Here is a 19113-nt window from a genome sequence, read left to right as displayed (position 1 = left end):
TGTTATCCCCCTTCATTTACGGGACCAGCAATAACCGTCCAAGTAATCTCACCAGAGAAACTACCGACACTAGAAACAATTAAAGTATTATCTGTGCTATTCACAACTTGTTTTGGATCGTAAACCAATTTCAATCCTTCTGATTCTTCAGTTGTGCCCCACGCATCAGAAATAGCTAAGTTACCGCCGGCAGATTGGAAGCGAATGTTTATCGCAGAAGAGCTTAGCGTTTTTTCCGTTCCGTCATTGGTACGATACATCAAAGCATTTTTCATGATAATATCTGAGTCTGACACATTGGTCATTTCTCTAGATAAGCTAGCTTGTAGAGTCCAGCCGGTCTCTTGCTTAGAACGGGTATCTGTGACTACCAACTTGTCACCACCTAAATCTGGATCTGATACTTTTTGAATCGCAGAATTATAAGTAATCGACTTAAAGTCAATTACAGATGGAGCGGATACGGTAATTGTTCCTAATGATTCAAACTCATAGGTCGCTTCGTTACCGTCTCCTGTAATTGTGATAGTTTCAGGACTTGGCCGGGAAGTCACTTCATAGTTAACTCCTTCCAATTCCGCAATCACATCTTGAACTGCTTCGTTTTGAGTTAAGTCCACAGTTGAATCTACAGGAGCATAAATGGTAATTGACGGACGCAATGGCGTACCAGTTGGATTATTTGTATCCACGAAATGAACTATTAAAGCATTGTTTCGTACTGTCGGAATATCGACTCTGTCAGTATCTTTTTCAACGGTATCTCCATCCTCATCCACTCCAGCAGCATGACCCATATTAGTAATAGTATTGCCTATTGCAGAAGCTTTGACCGTTCCCGTGAAAGTAATTTCTTTTGAAACCCCCGGGTCAATATCTCCCAGTGGCACGGTTAAGAGATTTCCAATATAAGTAGCATTTGTAACTGCTGCTCCGTCCACGCGAACACTGCTCACATCGAAGGTTAGTCCTTCATCGATTTCATCTGTAAAATCAACGGATTCCCAGATTAAACCACTACTCACAGTTTCGTTGTTAGCAATATTGATAGTGTAAGTCACTATCGTATCGGCACCGACCTTCGTGACATCATCAAATTTAGTTGAATCATTCGGGTGATTAAAGCTTTGTGTTTTGGTAGCTGATACATTTTTCAATGAATCATAGCCAACCGTTATCGGAACCTCGACAGTATTTTGGATGCCATCTTTGGTTTCTAATAATACAATCAAGGTAATCACAACTCCAGGAACTAAGCCAGAATTACTTGGACTACTAGAATCATAAGAAACATCAATAATCCGATTACCAGAAGAATCTAAAATCGATTCTCCTGTGTCTAATCTCAAGTTTTTAATTATTGACTCAGGATCTGAGTAAATTGATGCCGCTATATCAGTATTGAAAGGAATTGTCAGTCCTAAAATCGGATCTGCATATGGCGTAGCTTGGTACAAAACTTCAGCGATTGATCTTTCATCTGCCACACTTGTCAATACCTCATCAACTTTACCAGCTTTTGAATAGGTATAAGTAGTCTTTGTTAAACCACCCAACTGATAATGCATGTAGCTATCTTCATAATTATCATCAGTTACGTCAAAATCAGTGATTTTAAATCCATTGGTTGTATCACCAGTTCTATTTATTCGACTAGCTTCTATTGAGATATCAAACACATTTCCAACAAAGTCATCAGTTTTAATCTTGTCATCTTTCGCTGTGAAAGTAATCGTTTTACCATCTTGCGTGATGTCAAACAAATCCTTCAAATTAACATCAGTACCATAATTAGTAATCGTAATATTCTGAAAATCTTCAGTACTTAACTCATATTTATCTGGCAACGTTGTTTGAATAACAAGTTTTTCATCACGATTATCCGCTTTATTATTAACTACCGTTTGAACAATCCGATATTTCAGTTTACCGTAATCAGGATCGGTATTAGTCGCGTCGTTGGTTTCACCAATAACAATTGGTGTGGCCGGTGCAATTCGAACAATCGGGTCTGTGACATAAAATATCACCATTCCAGCTGTGCGAGAGCCACCACCTGAGGCTGTAGCGGTCATTGCTTGATTAATCTCTATTTTAGGACTCTCTAATAAACGACTCATTTCTCCTTCTGGATTATTAGTAGCTGATACTTTTAAACTGTTACTCTTGATTTCTATCTCACCTAGACTGTTAATTCTATAACCCATCACATTCTTAGTTGTTCCAGTCGATGGATATGGATTGATTAAATCTAAGCTATAAACAAATAAATCATTAAAGTTGTCTTCAGCTTTAACTGGCAAAGTCAGCGTTTTGTAAGTATTGATGTTAGTAAAGTTCCAAAACCCTTTGTAGGTAGTGATGAGTTGATTAGTACCTGCATAGTATATTTCATAGTTATACTTGATGGAATCTCCGGTGCTAATCAGTTCACTGAAACGCACATCATCGTCAAAAGTACCTGTATATTGACCAGCATTAACACCAGTAGTATTTTTAGTACCATTCCCTGAACTATAACCTAGTGCTAAAAAAGAAGCTAGAAAGCCTCCATTACTACCTACTATTGCAGTATTTGAATTTGCATAATCCGCATAGGAGATAGCATTAAAGCCCAAATTAGCATATGTGCCATCATCTTGAGCAGTAGTATTTTGCTCCAAAATATTAATCCTTAAATCTATTTTTTCACCTTGAAACAGACCAGCGTTTTTGACTATGATATATTTCTCTTCATCAGTATAATTTGGATCAAAACGATACAAGACACTAGGATTATTACTCCTATCCATTGAGAGTCTATACTCTCGAGTATTGTAAGGATCGGCTGGGTTCAATCCATGAACTTCATAGGATGTCTCTTTAGTTAACTGAAAATAAGAAGCATAGTCTCCAGAAATCTCTAAGTTGCTATTTTCGCCAACAATGTTTATCTTCGGTGCTTCAAGGATACTCGTAAAACCATCAGGTACATTCGTTGATGCAAATGCACTAGTAGGAATAAGCATCAGTAAAAGTAATAGCACTGGGGCTAAAATTTTTAGAATCAGTGCCGACTCTGTTTTTTTCATCACTCAATCACCTCCTTATTTTTAATTTTTAAAGGTATAGAACTCAAAGTGAAATCTTATCGTAGTTTATATGCCCCTTTGAGCCCCATACATTTTTACCGATTCATAAAATTTTAGTAAGCAATTGTAGATACATTAGAAAAGCGCAAAATATGGCGGCTTGGAGCTTTAATTTCAGTAGGCTCATTTTTAATACTAGTTGAACGAACCCCTTCCAATGTTGATTGGAATAAATCAGTCAGAAGCAGTCCTGTCGGAGTTACCTCTACTTGTCCACCAAAATCTCCGTATACGCTCCACTCATAATTTTGGATGTTTTTCATATTCCGATTAATTGAAGCGTATTGTAAAATATTAATCGGCTCACCTGTTGACCATTTAATTGCTAGCTCTTCATCAAAATCTGCAAAACGATACTCTTCAATCACAGTAGAATTTCTGTAAGAGCGTAGGTTTTCTTTTTGGCAATGTAACGCACTTAGCGGACTGTTGATATTTCTAGAAACACCATGGATTGTACTGCCATCACGAGCGTCGATGTGAGCGATTTGGCTGTAACCACCAGCTTGACCACCTTCACCGTAAACGCTAGCGCCATCGTAAGCATAGATATCACGGTAAGCCCAGATACCAATGCCATCTACATTAGAGGCAACTGCTGTAATCGTTGCGCTATAATGCGGTTTGATATCGTTGTTACACCATAAACCGTATTGTTGGCCATAGGCTTCGATTGAGCCGCCTTCCATTTGCACTTCATTTTCAACACGCATACCTGCTTCAGTACCAGTAGCAACTACTTTACCAACGCCATTTTTGGTGTATTTGAAAGCTTTTAAATGATTTCCGACATTCAAGCCAAACTGACCTTCAGTATCAGCAATTAACTCTCCTGCACCGCGGAATTCCAAATCTTTTTTGGTGTAGATGGAATCGATTGTTACAGGTGTTGTATTATTTAGATAAATTTTCAAATCCTTAGAACTGTAAATTTGACTATTTTCATCTAAATCCCAAGTTCCTTTTTTAGTGGAGATAACATTTTTGCCGTTGACCGTACTGATAGTTGCATCATAACCTTTTAAGTCAGTATTAAAATCTATGCCCGCAGCATCAGCCTTCAAGCCTCCCGCTAAAAATGTAACCGCCAAAACACCTGCAGTAACCAACACTTTTTTTAGTAAATTAAATTTCATAACCTTTTACATCCCTTCCTTCAAACCTTTTTAGAAACCTCCCGCAATCTCCTTTTCTTTTTGCAGCTGTATGAGATTGCTTGCCTATCTTTCAGATATTCATTAATCTGGAATGACTAACAAATTTCTTACCTGATAAACTCACAGCTTTCTAGTACCCAACGACCCCTCCCTCATTCGTGAATCTTTGATTTCTCTTTGTAAAAACAGAGATATCTATCTTTAAACATGACGTAGCATGTCTAAAACATTTCTTAGTGAGTAACGATGTTTAGAAATATTTGTGCATCAATGGCTAGAAAATTTTTTCGCCCATATAAATGTCAATATTTTCACAAAAAACTTTGCTCAGAGCGTATCCTTTATTCCAATGAGTCTCAATAAGCTCTTCATCCAATCCAATTTTTTTCATCTTTGCCTTCAGTCGCCGAACTATTTGCGAGAGTTGCGTCAAGGAAGAGTTGGAAACTTCCTGTCTCCAGATTGTCTCGCTTAGCTCGACACGGGAAACAAAATCACCGTGTTTTTCATAAAGCAGATGAAACAACTCCTTTTCCTTCTTTGACATTGTTGAAACGAGTGTAGCAATCAGATGCACTGGAATTCCCTCGAATTGATCTGAACTGTTTGGATTGGATAAAACAGTTGTCAAAATTTTAATAGAATTCTTATTGCATAAGTTTTCACGTAGTTCATTTAGTGTCATTTGAGAATTGAGTACAATAACCGTTTCTTGTGTCTTATCTCCTGTGTTAACTTCACTAGGCAATGCTTGCTCATCAATCCTGTAGAAAGATACATTACTTGAGGTATCTTTCTGGATAACATTGGCTACCTCCTCATTTGTAACACTTTCACTAAAAATTACTGTTTTGAACAAACTAAATGTCATATAGTCTCTCTTTAGCAAAATTTTCTCTAGTAATTGGGTTGAGCAAAATACTTCGTAGCCCAATTGCTGTATTCTTCTTTGCCATTCTGCCTCTACAAAAATATTTTTTGTTAACAAAAGGATTTGTTTCAACCTACTCACCCCAATCTCTTATTTTTTTATGCACTGATTCCATCTTTCAAATATTTCAAACATTGAGAAAAAAATGATTAGAAACAAAGCGGATAATTGCTTGACTATCTTCCACTCAATGTTTAAAATTTCAAATGGTCGAAATTTGAACAATTATATTTTTCTTAAAACTATATATTTCAAGAAAATCGTGCTTTTTTCTTGAACTGTAACGACTTTCACTAGCAGTGACGGCTTATTTTGACGGTATAAAAAAACTAGAAAAATAAATTTTCTAGTTTTTTTTAATTATCACGATTATTTATTGATAGATAAAATTGATTTTCTTCATCTCTTTAATTCGTTGTTCCATTAATGAATCACTATAAGTATCTAAAGTTAACTTAATTGATTGATGTCCAAGAATTCGACTCAAACTTGCAATATCCATCCCTTGTTCTAAACATCGTGTAGCAAAAGTATGTCGTAATACATGAAAATGAGTATCAGAAAATTCAGTATCTTTTATAATTTGTTTAAAGCGAAAACTTATTGTCCTTGGTTCGGCCAGGCCATGTATAGTTGAAATGACCGGGTCACTATCGATCACACTTCTGTATGGGAGTAAGTAGTCACATAAAGTGTCTACTAAAGGAACGACTCTGTTAGAATACATCGTTTTAGGAGAGCCAATAATTAGTTTGGTTTTCTTAGAACCATTGTTATCTTTAATTCGACTAACTGTTTTATTTACTTTTATTAATTTCTGCTCAAAATCAATATCCCCCCATGTAAGCCCACTAATTTCACCAATCCTCAATCCAGAATACAAAGAGATAAGGATTGGTGCACCGTAGGAACTTTTTTTTGCTAAGTTTTCGAGTTGGTTTTGCTGACTTAAGCTCAGCGCAGCTACGTGTGGTCGTTCTAATTTAGGTAAAACAATCCTTTTCAAAGGATCTTCAGTTAAGTATTCATATCTGATTGCTTCCCTAATCGATTGTTTCACCAAACTGAAAATTAGTTGTATAGTATTTGGTTTAAGGCCTTTTTCTACTAATGTATCGATGAAATTTTGTAATTTATTTCCATCTATCTCCGCAAAAGTAAAATCTCCCAGAAAGGGTATTATGTAAGTTTCAATAATTCTAGTGTAACTGGAATCTGTGGAATCTTTGATTCGTCCTTTTAATTTACGATAATACTCTGTGACAAACCATTCCCCATATTTTTGACTCTCTTTATCCATTTCCATTCTTATTTCTGTTTGAATCTTTAAAATCATTAAGTTCTTCTTCACTTCATCATATCGTTTTCCATATACATAACCATATACAATTTTATTTTCTGTAGTCCTGCCTTTAACATATCTACCTTCCCAGCGGCCATCCTTTCTTCTATAGATGTTTTCCCACGTTTTGCCATTAAAATCAGCTCCATTTCTGACGTTTTTTTTGACGGCTAATAATAAAGCCTTCTCTAAAGCTTAATAAATCAGTATTTACCAGCTTAAGGACGAAATTAGTAAATCTCGCTTTTATATTTTTTTTTTGCAACTATATTTCCGAATGCATCATTTTGAAATATTAATTGTTTTCAATTATTTTTTTATCAAAATCCATAATTTTTTACACAAAATAGGATTGACAGGAGAAATGATTACATTTAAAATCTAATTGTAAACAAAATTAATTTAATTTATTTAACAAATTCGCATAATATATAGTTTCAAGAAAAAAACTTTAAAATAACTCTAAATTTTATATTTTTTTGAAAAATATAGAAAATTTTTTTGTTATTAACTTTCATTTATATATACGCAACATCTCCTTTTAAAACAAAAAGAGCTGATGACTTCTACAAATAAACTCATTTGTAGAAGTCATCAGCTCTTTAGCAGTTTTGGATAACCCAAGGGAGACATTCATTCCCTTATTCAATTAATTGTTTCTGATAAAAATTAGTTATTTTATAGCATATACTTTGAAGAAAGTCAAAAATTTATTCTGAGTCATTTTCGAAACAAATTTCTAATTAAAAACCAACAGAAATTACCCTACCAGCTCAGTAATCTGCATTTTTTCAACTAGCAGTGCAACGTATTTTTCTAAAAATTCGCGATCGATTTCATCGTAGCTGTCTGTTATGCTGCTATCAATATCGAGTACACCTAACAAGCGACCGTCTTTGACCATGGGCACAACAATTTCAGACATGGCTGCTGAATCACAAGCAATATAATTTTTATGCAAGCGGACGTCTGGAACAATCAAAGTTGTTTTGGTTGCCGCCGCTTCGCCGCAGACTCCTTTGCCCATAGCAATTCGTGTGCAGGAAACGTGACCCTGGAAAGGGCCTAAAATTAATTCCTCACCATTATATAGGTAATAACCGGCGAAAACGGTGTCTGGTAAAGTTTGATTCAAAATTGCTGAAGAGTTAGCTAAACTCGCTAAATAATTGGTTTCGCCCTCTAACAATCCTGCCTGTTGTAATAGTAATAAATCATAAGCAGCTTTTTTTTCTTTTGCATCTACCCAAGCCATTTGCTTAGCCTCCATTTGAAAAAAATATTCTTAGATTTGCATCATACTAAAAATACCATGAACAAGCAAGCCAAAGCTTAGTAGCGCCAAAGCAAAGGGAATGACTTTACTGATGACAAATCCCATTAGGACCGTAAATTTTTTATAGAAGCGATCTAAATGGTCACTAAAGTATAAGGAACAAGCAAAAATAACAATTAGCGGCATAGAATAAATCACATTATAAATCGCTAAAATTGCCACGACTCCGATAAAAGGCAATTCATATTGTAAAAGAATGGCTAAGAAGGCAAAGTAAGGTAAGGCACTTGTCAACTCTAGGCCACAGGAAATGATGCCTAAGCCAAACAAGGTTTTAAAATCCAAAGTCTTGGTTGGTTTTTTGATTTCCGTTTCTTCATTTGTCACAACTGCTTTGCGACGGACCCAACGATGAACCAAATAGCCCACTAGGACAAGACCGATAATTATTTCTCCTATTGGAATGATTTGCGGATAAGCAGTAAGGATGCCCGTCAAATATCGCTGAACTAAAGCGGCGAGACCGTAGTAAACTAAAACGCCGGCAGCAAAGTTGGTTAACCCAATGCCTAAAATAAAGCCGATAATATCATTTTTTTTACGGCTGACGGATTGAAAAACCAATTGTTGGGCAATCGCAATCGGATTTAGACTATCGGCAGCACTAGTGACTAACGTCATGGATAATAAAGTAAACATATAAAACACTCCTGAAATTAAATTTGCCTAAAAAGAAAAGATGTCTCCTTCACACCATCTTGGCCTAGGCGTGAAGAACACATCTGTTAAGTGTCCGGCGACACAAAATTATCCGTATTTCCATTTAGAATAGCACGCTTTTTTTTGGCGGTCAAGCCGGTTGCTCAGCCACTTTAGAATTATTCTCAAAAAGCTCAATTAAATTGCAGAATATCAGGTAATATTACAGCCACATTACTTTCATGAAAAATTACTACAAACGTCACAAATTCACAAAATCTTCACATTTGATTTATAAACTGATTGAGGATATTAAAAAAAGACATGCGGGGAAACTCTTATATGAATAAATGGACAAAATTATCAACGATTACCTTGGCAGCTAGTCTCCTTTTGGCGCCGATTGCTGTTAATGCAGCTGAAATTGACGACCGGATTGCAGCTCAAGAAGAAAAAATTGCTGCTTTAGAAAATCAAGGAGCCTCAGCCCAAGCGCAATTGGCGGCGATTCAAGCAGATGTTACTGCAATTGAAAATGAAGTGTCGGCTGTTTTAGCAGAAAAAACAACAGCTGAGGAACGGTTAACAGAAATCAATAGTCAGATTAGCGAATTGGAAGTAACAATTGCTCAACGGACAGAACAAATTGAAAAACAAGCCCGTGACACACAGACCAATCAAAATGCGACTTCTTACATTGATATTGTATTAAGTGCTGAATCTTTAAGTGATGCTGTGACTAAAACAATGGCTTTAACAACTTTAGTCAGTGCCAACAACGAGATTATTCAAGCACAGAAAACTGACAAAGAACAATTGTCTGCTTTGCAAGTTGAAGCAGAAGAACATTTAGTACTAATTACAGAAAAAACAAGTGAACTGCAGGATAAACAAGATGAGTTATTAGAAGCTCGTCTTAATCAAGAAGTTGAAATTACTGCTTTGAGTGCTCAACTGGCAACTGAAGAAGATCAAAAAGCCGCTTTAGAAACTGAAAAAGCGGAAGCAGAAGCTCGTCGCCAAGCTGAATTGGCAGCCCTTGAAGAAAAACGCCTGCAAGAAGAAGCAACAGCAGCGGCTCTTGCAGCCGAAGCAAAAGCCAATGAAGAAGAACCGGCTGTTTCTAATTTAAGCAGCAATGGCCAAACGACTGTTGAAACAAATTCAGGTGGCTCAACAAGCAACACGACTCCGCCTGCTACTAACAGCAGCGGCTGGTCAGCTCCTCTTTCTTCATTAAATGTAACCAGTCCATTTGGTATGCGGAGTGACCCATTTGGCGGCGGCGGTTCTAGCATGCACAATGGTATTGATTTTACCGGCTATTCAGGTATGCCGGTGATGGCAGCTAAAGCTGGCGAGGTAGTTTTTGCCTCTTATGAAAGCGGCGGCGGCAATGTTGTCATTCTTAAACACAGCGATGGCTACTATTCTTACTATATGCACTTAAGCAGCTTTGCCACTTCCACTGGCTCACAAGTCAGTGCCGGACAAGTGATTGGCGGCATGGGCACGACGGGTGCTTCCACTGGCGTTCACTTACACTTTGGAATTTCCACTGGATTTTGGTCTGGCTATGTTAATCCTTCTTCATTTTTAGGAGTATAACCTCAGCAGTCTTCTCTTTTTAGCCCCTCGCTGATCAGAGAAGACTGTTTTTTGATATAATGTTAAACTTTGCTGAAATCGTATTTAAAAAACAGAATTTTTTTTATATAATAGAAGTAACAGAAACTTTAAAGGGGGCGCAAAAATTTTGAAAAAATTAATTTTGGGCAGCTTGCTGCTAGGACTATTGGCAGCACCGGCAACTGTTTTTGCGACCGATGATTTATTTGGCCGCCCAATTGAAGAAGGCAGCAATGCCCAATTAGAAGCTCAACAATCTGAGGCTGAAGAACGTTTAGTCACAGTTCAAACCGAGATTACCGCTCTCAAAGAACAAATTGATACGTTGACTGAGGAAAAAATAGCTGTCGAAGAAAGATTAGCCGGCTTAAACGAACAGATGACTGAGTTGCAAACAGCGATTGACAAAAAGACCAGTGAAAAAAGTACGACAGCCTCTTTTCTTCAAACTGTTTCCAATACGATTACACTGACGAATCTAACCAGTAAAAATGAAGAATTGGGTTCAGCGGGCTCGACAGAAGTTGCGGAAATGGACACTTTGAATCAGCAATTATTAGAATTGCAGCAAAATTTTGACCAGCTGGCTGCAGAACGCATGTCATTAGTGGAAGTCTTTACGGGCACAGCAGCTCAGCTTTCTGCTGAAGAAACAATGCGCTATACCGCAGCGCAAAATTCCGGCTTCTTTATTAATAATCCAGATGGCTGGGTAGCACCTCTCACCTCGCTAAATATTACCTCGCCTTTTGGTAGCCGTTCGAATCCTTTTGGTGGCGAAAGCAGTGAGTTTCACAATGGCATTGATTTTTCCGGCTATTTAAATATGCCGGTGATGGCTACCCGTGAAGGTCAAGTCGTTGTAGCTGAAAATAATAGTTCTGCCGGCAATGTCGTCATTATTTTACATGCGGATGGTCTCTATTCTTATTACATGCATTTAAATAGTTTTGCGGTTAAAGCCGGCGATACCGTTTCTGCTGGACAAACGATTGGTGGCATGGGAACAACTGGCCGCTCAACTGGCGTGCATTTGCACTTGGGGGTTTCCACAGCGCTTTGGTCTGGCTACATTGATCCAACCACCGTGTTCTACAATCCTTAATATATAAAAACAGCGGACTTGCTGAGGGATATTCCTCAACAAGTCCGCTATTTTTATTTTTTTAAAAATCTAAAGTGACTCCAGTCAGCTCTTTGTATAAATCCGTCAGCAAAGTCCGGTCAATTTTAGTTTTATCTTGGTCTTGATTGCTAGCGATAATCACAGCCGTTTGACCGTCTGGTGACAAAGCGACATAGGTTTCATAGGTCAGCTCTTGGCCATGACTGGCGTAATAAGTTTTTTCATTGTAGAGGCCGCTGGCGTAAGGCGCGCCGCTGGCTTCCTCTGGTGTTTGCAGGGTTTTAACGTCCGCCGCAGAAATTAGTTGGCCCGACAGTAATAATGAATAATAGCGGTACAATTGGCCGGTACTCATAAAGACATTACCGGTACCAAGCTCTTTAATGTAGTCATTTGCACTCTCGGTGGCAACAGTGCCATAAGGCGTTGTACCGTCATTATTTGAATATGGGACAGCCACATTCGGGTTATTAGCAATATTTTGGTAAAAACTATAATTCGTAATGCCCGCTTTTGTACCATAATAATTATCAAAAATGGTGTAATAATTTTGCTGATACACTTTTTCTAAAATACCGGCGAGTAAATTAAAATTAATAGGCTGGTAGTCAAACTTACCGACAGTATTTTTGATGGCAGCATTGGCGGTGAAAAATGGCAAGGCGTCACTATCCTTCGCCAAATTTTTAGGCGAATTCGTCAGCTGCAAGCCAGAAGCCATATCCAACATCATTTTTAGCGTCACCTGATCGCTACCGGCAATCTGCGGATAATATTTTGACAGCTTGTCGCTTAATGCTAGTTTTCCCTCCTCTGCCGCCTGCATAATCAAGGTGCCGGTCATCCCTTTTTGAGTGGAACCGATATTATAAAGGGTGGTTGGCGAATTGGGAATTTGTTTGGCATTATCGGCATTGCCGTAGCCTTTGCTTAACTTTATTTGACCATTATGCACAACCAAAACGGAGCCATAAAAGCCACTTTTTTGGACGATTTGATCGTAATCGGTCCCTTCATTGCCAGCGACTACAGTTTGGCCATTAGTTAAGTTGGCATAGACTGTTGCATCAGTAGCTGAGCTCGTCGTAGAAGAGGAACTGGCCACTGTGCTAGTTGTACTGCTGGTAGTTGTACTACTAGCAGCTGTCGTTTCATTTACTGACGCATTCGATGGTGTCTCTTTAACAAATTGGCTGGCTCCCCAAACAACACCCAACATTAAAAATAAAACAAACCAGCCGAGAATAATCCGGTGATGTCTTTTATGTTTCACGGGAAGCCCTCCTTGAATTAATTTCCTGGTAATGCATCTGGATTTTGATTTTGCCAGTCTGTGCTTAAAAAATCGTCGTTGATTTGATAGTTTAATTTGCTTGTGCTGTTTTTGTCTAAAAATGGTTCAATCGCTTGATCCGCAGCCAACCAGCCGCGCCAACCTAAATGAATGGTGTCTTCCATAAAATAATCTTCATTGCCATCACCGCTTAAATCGGCAATATTCGTGAAGCCTTGACTGGTTAATTGATACCGGACTTTTTTAGCAAAGCCGGCGAGCATCTCGTTGGACAATCCTGTATAGTCCATCCATTTTTGGTTGATAGGCGGAATGATGAATAAGACATCCACATTATTTTTAGCAAACTCATTTAGAACCAATTGAAAATCGCTGTATTCAGGACTGTAGCGATAATCCCAATCCTTTTGCGAACCTGCTAACTTCTTGATATCTTTTTTCAAACGAGAGGTATAAAAAGAATTCTTTATGCCTAAATCATTGTTGCTCGTATCATTTTTGCCCTCTGTTGTTGCCACTTGATCAATGGCACTTTCGTCATATTGCTCTGGCAAAGCTTTCGCCGCTTGATTGATATCTTTTTGCAGGTTGCGGTTGAGGCCGATGCCACTGAAGAGCTGATCTTCTCTAGAAAGCAGATTGCTCTGCAGCTGGAAATAATCCAGTTCACTTTGCTTCGGCAGTTTGCCTGCCGCAATTTTTTCCAAGGCCGCTACTAAGGTACTATTACTTTTAACAATCTCAAAATCCTGTAAACGTTTTGCATAATATTGGTCATCGGCTGAAATATTTTTTAAAGACAGCAGCCATTGATAGGTCTGTTCTTCTGAAAACCAATTTTTAAAGTAATCCTTGTCCACGCCCTTTGGTGTAAACCATTGGGGGGAAACAATGAAGACAGCTTTTTTGCCACTCAACTCTTTGGCTAGCGAATGAATCATGGAAAACTGTGACAATGACTGAGTACCCGCTGCCCCTAATAAAAATGGCGTATAATTCCGATTGTATTTTTGGGCTAATACAGAGGGATGTGTGGAACTCACACGATTTAATTCTGATGAACCGAAAAACGGTACATATTTTCCAGAGGACAAAGCTTCTGAGGTAATCTCAGTGCCCCGCAGTACACTGTTTGCCATTGAAGTTGAGGCCTTCGCTATCACCTTTGAGTCGCTCACATCAAACTTCCAGGGGCTATAGAAAAAGCCCCCCAGAAGGACCGCAGCTAAAATTAGCGGCCCAAAGATAGCTAGAAGTTGTTTTTTCATTAGGCAGCTTTTAAGGCGTCAACTTGAGCGATAATTTGAGCGGGAGTACTCCAGTCAGCACGGTCAAATTCTGAAACTGGGACTTGCACACTTAGTTGGCCTTCTAATTCAACGAGTAATTGGACAGTGGCTAAAGAATCCATTAAGCCTTCATCAAATAAATTCACATTCAAATCTTCTCTAACTTCATCGGTACCGGTAATCATTTCTAAAATATCTAAAACTGCATCTTGTGTGTTCATTTAAATCGTCTCCTTAAAAGTTTTTAATGGTGGAAAAATAATTGATCTAAAACGCCTGAAAAAATCAGGAAGCTGAAACAAACTGCTTGAAAGGTTAAGAAAATTGCTAGAGCCTTCGTAAATTTATTGGAAGGCAATTGTTTTTTATGTTTCTTTTTAAATCTGAGCCAAGCATCCGTCAGGCAAATCAAGCTAGCATGATAAAAACCATATAGCAGATAATACCAAGTGAGACCGTGCCAGACTCCCATTATCATAAAGAGGGCAAAGTAACCGACATTTGAGGCGACAATCCGACTTTTAAAGACCTTCTTTTTAATCAAAGTGAACATCAGGCGCATGTAGATAAAATCTCTAAACCAAAAAGACAAGGTCATGTGCCAACGATTCCAAAACTCTTTGATGTTGTCAGAAATAAAGGGCTTATTAAAGTTTTTCGGTGTGTCATAGCCCATCAAGTTACTGACACCGACTGCGAATAAGCTATAGCCGGCAAAGTCAAAAAACAGATACATACTGTAACAATACATGTATAAAATTAAGCTCCAAGAGAAGAAGCCTTGATGCATCAAGCTTTTATTTAACAGCGGTAGCCAAACCTGACCGAAATAATAGCCGAGAATAAATTTATAGAAAAAGCCTAAGAAAATGCTCCAGATGCCGCGGTTTAATAACCCGGCATACACCTCTCTGGTGGGTGGCTCCAACAAATCTTTTTCAAAGCGGCGATACCGGTCAATCGGACCAGATGAAATCGTCGGGAAAAAGAGTAAAAACTGAATGTATCGCAATGGATGGTATTCTTTAATCGTGCCATCCCGCATTTCCATAATCATTTGAACTGACTTAAAGGTTAAATAGGAAATACCTAAAAAGCCAAAAATCGCTGCTGCCCCGCCATCGACAAAGGGAATTACTTTGACTAAGGTCAGCGGCAGGATTGCCAAAGCAACCGCCAAATAAAAAATTCCTGAGGCATTTTTTTGCTGCCGATAATGATGATAACACCAGACTAGCAGGGTTTGAAAAATCACATAGCCAATTAAAGCGAGGCCCTGCTGCCAGTATTTGCCGCCAAAACTAATGTAAAGAAAAATTAAAGTAATTAAACTTTGGTACCAACCCCAGCGCTTGCCCTTGATTAGTAAAATGAAAATCATTGGCAACAGCGCAACGGCTAACCAAAGAAAGTATATGGGATTCGCATAAGGAATCACATGAGGCCAACTCATCAGCGGTTTGCCTCAGCAATCAAGCCTTTACGATCGACCTTGCCATTGGCGGTCAATGGCAATTCCTCCACGTAAATAAATTTTTGTGGAACCATGTAGTCCATCACTAAACTAGCTAATTCCTCTTTAATCGCTTTGGTCAATTTGAATTCTTTTTCAAAATCATTTGCCTCGGGTACGACATAGGCGATTAATTGTTCCACTTTATTTTCCACATATTTGGGTACGACGGCGGCTTGTTTGACTAAGCTGACATCATCTAGATGATGATCAATATCTTCTAGCTCAATCCGGTAGCCGTGAAATTTCACTTGAAAATCGATGCGGCCTTCGTAGAGTAACAGGCCCTCTTTGGTCATCGAGCCACTGTCGCCGGTATGATAAGCCGGCTCTCCGCCATATTCAAAAAAGGCGGCAGTTGTTTTTTCAGGGTTATTTAAATAACCCTTTGAGACGCTGGGACCGACAATGACAATCTCTCCAATAGAGCCATTTTCCAACACCCTGCCCTCTTCCATAAATAAAATTTGCGTATCCTCTTTAACATAACCAATCGGAACTCGATCATAATTTTCTAAAAGCTCGCTGGTGATTTCAACTCCTGAAACAGCCACAGTTGCTTCAGTCGGTCCATAAGTATTGAAAATTTTAGCTTGAGGAAAGCGAATCAATAATTCCAAAGCTGTTGATTTCGGCAACTCTTCTCCACAAAATAGAAAAGTCTGCAAACTAGGAACATGCTGGCCATCAAATGTCGGCTCCATCAAACAAATTTTCATAAAGGACGGCGTTGAAATCCACACATTGATATCAAGTTTTGGCAATGCGCTAAACAACCGGCGAAAATCATTGATGGTTTCTTTTTTCATCGGTACCAATGACCCGCCTGAAGTCAAAGCTGGATAAATTCCCATCACGGATAAATCAAAGGAGTAAGGTGCCTGTGACAAAAAGCTAGCACCTTCTGGCAAGTCAAAGTCAGTCAGTTCCCAATTGACAAAGCTCAATAAATTTTTGTGGGATATCTGTACGCCTTTTGGCACACCTGTAGTTCCTGAGGTGAAAATAATATAATACGTGTCCTCTGGCTTAACGATTGAAAAATCTTTTACCTCAGCCTCATTTTCAAAAATGGCTTGTAATTCCAAAGGTGAAATAATTGGAATTGCATTGATTGCGGGACCCGCCCAGTCCGCTACTGCTAAAATGGCCGCTGGTTTGGCAACTTGTAAAATCAGCTCCACTCGTTCTTGAGGGGTATTGCTTTCAATCGGGATATAAGCCCGCCCGGTTTTGGAAGTCCCCAGAAAAGCGGCCAGCATTTCAAATTCCAATTCACCATAGACGACGATTGGGCCGGCTGCCTTTATTTTGCTCGTTAAAAAAACAGCGACTTGATCTGAATATTTTTTTAATTGTCCAAAGGTAAACTGGCTGGTTTCATCGCGATAAGCAATCCGCTGTGGATCAGTTACGCCATAGCTATCAATGGTTGTTACAATATTGGTCAGCATCTTGCCACCTCCTAAAATTCATTGTAAATAAATGTGCCGCCTTGAATATTTTTATAATGATATAAATAGACGAGCATCACGACGACTGCGAAGAAAAATATGGTTTTTCCGACAAATTTCAGCCAATAATTAACGGCTTCATTGGACCACCAATTTTTAATTAATTTCATATGCGCCCTCCTGTAAAAAAACTCTTGATCTGAGTACATTGTTAGTATAAAAGCTAAAGTTAAATACCCAACCGCCAAAAGATAAACAATTGTTAAACTACTGATTAATTATCATGAAATTTTCTCGTCATTTACAATTCAACCTGCTTAAATCGTCTTAAAGCTAGCCGATAAACCACGATTGAAGCCAAAATTGTTAGCCCAAAAATCAAAAAAAACTGGCCGATTGTAAAAATATGTCCGGAATAAAACGTACTGGGAGCTAAAATCCGCAATTCCTTTTCCTTAAAAACTGTCAGCTCAATTTTTTCCAAAACGAGCAAGCTATAATACACAACCATGTTAATCAAAAAAGCAACGCCAGCCTGTTTAACAAGTAACACGACTAGAAAAGCTAACGGAATGATTGGTAAAAATCCTAAAAAACTACTGGTATAGACAAACAGCACTTTAATAACCGAAACAGCTGTCAAGCCGCTAAAGCTTAAGGTCACTATTAAGCTTACAATGAAGCTCACTCCGTAAACTAATGAAATAATCCCTAAGGTAGCCAGCATTTTCCCTAAAAAAATACTACTTTTAGAGGCGGATTGTAAAAACCACAGGCGAATTTCCTGATTTTTCAAGGCTTTACCAATCAATTGATTGCTGCAAAAAAAGATAATCAAAGGAATTATCACAAGCTCCAGACAATGCAAAACAAAAAAAGGATAGGCACCACCATGACTTTGCAGTCGAGGAGAAAAAGCTCTGACAATAAAAAAACCGCTGATAATTGTCAAACAGATGATTAGCAAGGTTCGTTTGAACCAACTTGAGCTTCGTAAACGATTAAAATCCAGCTCAAAAGGAATCAAAAAGCTCATCGCATAACCTCCCCTCCCGTGTAAAAATCATAAAATTCAGCTAGTGTGCTGAAGGTTTTTTGGATGTCTGCTTGGCTACTGGTAACTGTCAAATGGCCCTGATGGATAACGGCAATCTCCGAGGCTGCCTCTAAAGGCGGAACCAACTTTTCAGCAAGTAGAAAAATCGTTTTCTGCTGACCAGCTTCTGCTGAAAATAACGCTATCAATTGTTGTATTTCGTTGTCATTTAAACCTTCGAAAGGCTCTTCAATAATTAAAATTTCTGGATTATGTAACAAAGCAAGAGCCAAAGCTAACTTTTGTCGTTGAAAGCTGGTTACAGCATCAGCTCGCTGCTTTCTGACTTCTGCTAGAGCTAATTTTTTTAATAAATACTCCTGTCGTACCTTTGAATAATTTTTTTGAAACCGGCCAATAGCGGCGATATTTTCTTGAACTGTCAATCTTTCTTGCAAAATATCTTGACTCATAACACCGATTTTTTGAAACGCCTGCCTGCGCTGTGCTTCTTGGCTAATATCAAAATGATCAAGGAAAATCTGACCGGTTGCAGGTTTTTTTAACCCTAGCAATAGCTGGACCAATTTTTTTTCAGTGGCACTAGTTAATCCAGTCAACACAAAAAAAGCTCCTGAGGCAACTGACAAATTGAAATCCCTAAAAGACTCATACGGATCGTCTGTAATAACCGAGACGTCTTTAAATTCGATTGCTGCCACTTGATCACCTCCGCTCATTTTATTGAAGCCAGTTTAGCAAAGGAAAATAAACAAGACATCATGAAGTGTTAAACAAAAGATAAACTTTTTTGGAAATCAAAAAGATTACTGAGGACTGGCCGTCTTTGAACCCGCCCTCCCTGATATCCAAAAAGCCAAGAGAGCTATCGGTGCAACCAATGTTTTTGACGGAATGAGCTTATGGAATGACCAGTTAAGAGAAGACTAAAAGCTCCCGCGAATTAAAGTTTTCTAAGAAATACGCTTATAGAATGGCTCCACCGGATATACTGCCCAGCAAAAAGCCTTAGCTCCCAAATATCGAAAAATTTTTGATGCTTTTTATCAACAGCGAGAAGGGTTCGCCAAGATATTGAGCCAAATAAAATAGCCTCAAAAATTATTTTTCATAGGCACAGCGGCCAAAATAATTTTTGAAGCTATTTTAGTAGATACTTTTTCTTATCGGTGTAGCAAAATTTTTCTAGTTTCGTTATGAAACCAGCTGGAATTT

General features: G+C 38.4%; 17 protein-coding genes and 1 riboswitch. Of the genes, 2 read left to right on the top strand and 15 right to left on the bottom strand.

Annotated elements, in window-relative coordinates; genetic code table 11:
• Positions 1–2: 2 nt before the first annotated feature.
• From ACYSNU_RS11645 to ACYSNU_RS11615, 7 genes are all read right to left on the bottom strand, one after another.
• Positions 3–3071, bottom strand: coding sequence for an isopeptide-forming domain-containing fimbrial protein (locus tag ACYSNU_RS11645; RefSeq protein WP_461737377.1), 3069 nt, complete (start codon positions 3069–3071; stop codon positions 3–5).
• Between the two features lie 113 nt (positions 3072–3184).
• The gene (locus tag ACYSNU_RS11640; RefSeq protein ID WP_461737376.1) at positions 3185–4222 is read right to left on the bottom strand and encodes a hypothetical protein; all 1038 of its coding nucleotides are present in this window, start codon (positions 4220–4222) and stop codon (positions 3185–3187) included.
• A 340-nt stretch (positions 4223–4562) separates the two neighbouring features.
• Positions 4563–5291 carry a winged helix-turn-helix domain-containing protein gene (locus tag ACYSNU_RS11635; RefSeq protein ID WP_461737375.1) on the bottom strand — a complete coding sequence of 243 codons (729 nt, stop codon included), beginning with the start codon at positions 5289–5291 and terminating at the stop codon, positions 4563–4565.
• Between the two features lie 301 nt (positions 5292–5592).
• Positions 5593–6555 carry a tyrosine-type recombinase/integrase gene (locus ACYSNU_RS11630; protein ID WP_461737374.1) on the bottom strand — a complete coding sequence of 321 codons (963 nt, stop codon included), beginning with the start codon at positions 6553–6555 and terminating at the stop codon, positions 5593–5595.
• Positions 6556–6566: 11 nt separating this feature from the next.
• Positions 6567–6695 carry a hypothetical protein gene (locus tag ACYSNU_RS11625; protein WP_461737373.1) on the bottom strand — a complete coding sequence of 43 codons (129 nt, stop codon included), beginning with the start codon at positions 6693–6695 and terminating at the stop codon, positions 6567–6569.
• Positions 6696–7139: 444 nt separating this feature from the next.
• Positions 7140–7211: riboswitch (Fluoride riboswitch) on the bottom strand.
• 110 nt (positions 7212–7321) lie between these two features.
• Complete coding sequence (locus ACYSNU_RS11620) at positions 7322–7816, bottom strand: GAF domain-containing protein (RefSeq protein ID WP_461737372.1); 495 nt, start codon at positions 7814–7816, stop codon at positions 7322–7324.
• 30 nt (positions 7817–7846) lie between these two features.
• Positions 7847–8536, bottom strand: coding sequence for a GAP family protein (locus tag ACYSNU_RS11615; RefSeq protein ID WP_461737371.1), 690 nt, complete (start codon positions 8534–8536; stop codon positions 7847–7849).
• A 342-nt stretch (positions 8537–8878) separates the two neighbouring features.
• Here ACYSNU_RS11615 and ACYSNU_RS11610 point away from each other — a divergent pair, with 342 nt between their 5' ends.
• Both ACYSNU_RS11610 and ACYSNU_RS11605 read left to right on the top strand, forming a co-directional pair.
• Positions 8879–10144, top strand: a complete 1266-nt coding sequence (locus ACYSNU_RS11610; protein ID WP_461737370.1) for a murein hydrolase activator EnvC family protein — start codon at positions 8879–8881, stop codon at positions 10142–10144.
• Positions 10145–10292: 148 nt separating this feature from the next.
• A complete protein-coding gene (locus tag ACYSNU_RS11605) occupies positions 10293–11270 on the top strand; it encodes a peptidoglycan DD-metalloendopeptidase family protein (protein ID WP_461737369.1) in 978 nt (325 codons plus the stop codon).
• A gap of 61 nt (positions 11271–11331) precedes the next feature.
• On the opposite strand, the gene ACYSNU_RS11600 is transcribed toward ACYSNU_RS11605, so the two are convergent.
• From ACYSNU_RS11600 to ACYSNU_RS11565, 8 genes are all read right to left on the bottom strand, one after another.
• Entirely contained in the window at positions 11332–12564 is a 1233-nt protein-coding gene (locus tag ACYSNU_RS11600; RefSeq protein ID WP_461737368.1) for a serine hydrolase domain-containing protein, read from the bottom strand.
• A 17-nt stretch (positions 12565–12581) separates the two neighbouring features.
• Complete coding sequence (gene dltD / locus ACYSNU_RS11595) at positions 12582–13853, bottom strand: D-alanyl-lipoteichoic acid biosynthesis protein DltD (RefSeq protein WP_461737367.1); 1272 nt, start codon at positions 13851–13853, stop codon at positions 12582–12584.
• Positions 13853–14095, bottom strand: a complete 243-nt coding sequence (dltC, locus tag ACYSNU_RS11590; protein WP_461737366.1) for a D-alanine--poly(phosphoribitol) ligase subunit DltC — start codon at positions 14093–14095, stop codon at positions 13853–13855. Before dltC ends, dltD begins: the two co-directional genes overlap by 1 nt.
• A gap of 23 nt (positions 14096–14118) precedes the next feature.
• Positions 14119–15327 carry a D-alanyl-lipoteichoic acid biosynthesis protein DltB gene (gene dltB, locus ACYSNU_RS11585; RefSeq protein ID WP_461737365.1) on the bottom strand — a complete coding sequence of 403 codons (1209 nt, stop codon included), beginning with the start codon at positions 15325–15327 and terminating at the stop codon, positions 14119–14121.
• A complete protein-coding gene (dltA, locus tag ACYSNU_RS11580; RefSeq protein WP_461737364.1) occupies positions 15327–16841 on the bottom strand; it encodes a D-alanine--poly(phosphoribitol) ligase subunit DltA in 1515 nt (504 codons plus the stop codon). Before dltA ends, dltB begins: the two co-directional genes overlap by 1 nt.
• A gap of 11 nt (positions 16842–16852) precedes the next feature.
• A complete protein-coding gene (locus ACYSNU_RS11575) occupies positions 16853–17002 on the bottom strand; it encodes a teichoic acid D-Ala incorporation-associated protein DltX (RefSeq protein WP_461737490.1) in 150 nt (49 codons plus the stop codon).
• 140 nt (positions 17003–17142) lie between these two features.
• Positions 17143–17877, bottom strand: a complete 735-nt coding sequence (locus tag ACYSNU_RS11570) for a hypothetical protein (RefSeq protein ID WP_461737363.1) — start codon at positions 17875–17877, stop codon at positions 17143–17145.
• Positions 17874–18599 carry an ATP-binding cassette domain-containing protein gene (locus ACYSNU_RS11565; RefSeq protein ID WP_461737362.1) on the bottom strand — a complete coding sequence of 242 codons (726 nt, stop codon included), beginning with the start codon at positions 18597–18599 and terminating at the stop codon, positions 17874–17876. The genes ACYSNU_RS11570 and ACYSNU_RS11565 overlap by 4 nt, the downstream gene beginning before the upstream one ends.
• Positions 18600–19113: the final 514 nt, after the last annotated feature.

The organism is Enterococcus sp. LJL120, from assembly GCF_054871765.1.
The sequence above is the reverse complement of the archived record's forward strand: the minus strand, read 5'-3'. Positions and strand labels throughout refer to the sequence as shown.

What these genes read in the sequence shown, in the direction of transcription:
- ACYSNU_RS11645 (WP_461737377.1), bottom strand. Translation starts at nt 3,071, where the DNA reads ATGAAAAAAACAGAGTCGGCACTGATTCTAAAAATTTTAGCCCCAGTG.
- ACYSNU_RS11630 (WP_461737374.1), bottom strand. Translation starts at nt 6,555, where the DNA reads ATGATTTTAAAGATTCAAACAGAAATAAGAATGGAAATGGATAAAGAG.
- ACYSNU_RS11625 (WP_461737373.1), bottom strand. Translation starts at nt 6,695, where the DNA reads ATGGCAAAACGTGGGAAAACATCTATAGAAGAAAGGATGGCCGCTGGG.
- ACYSNU_RS11620 (WP_461737372.1), bottom strand. Translation starts at nt 7,816, where the DNA reads ATGGCTTGGGTAGATGCAAAAGAAAAAAAAGCTGCTTATGATTTATTA.
- ACYSNU_RS11615 (WP_461737371.1), bottom strand. Translation starts at nt 8,536, where the DNA reads ATGTTTACTTTATTATCCATGACGTTAGTCACTAGTGCTGCCGATAGT.
- ACYSNU_RS11610 (WP_461737370.1), top strand. Translation starts at nt 8,879, where the DNA reads ATGAATAAATGGACAAAATTATCAACGATTACCTTGGCAGCTAGTCTC.
- dltD (WP_461737367.1), bottom strand. Translation starts at nt 13,853, where the DNA reads ATGAAAAAACAACTTCTAGCTATCTTTGGGCCGCTAATTTTAGCTGCG.
- dltC (WP_461737366.1), bottom strand. Translation starts at nt 14,095, where the DNA reads ATGAACACACAAGATGCAGTTTTAGATATTTTAGAAATGATTACCGGT.
- dltB (WP_461737365.1), bottom strand. Translation starts at nt 15,327, where the DNA reads ATGAGTTGGCCTCATGTGATTCCTTATGCGAATCCCATATACTTTCTT.
- dltA (WP_461737364.1), bottom strand. Translation starts at nt 16,841, where the DNA reads ATGCTGACCAATATTGTAACAACCATTGATAGCTATGGCGTAACTGAT.
- ACYSNU_RS11570 (WP_461737363.1), bottom strand. Translation starts at nt 17,877, where the DNA reads ATGAGCTTTTTGATTCCTTTTGAGCTGGATTTTAATCGTTTACGAAGC.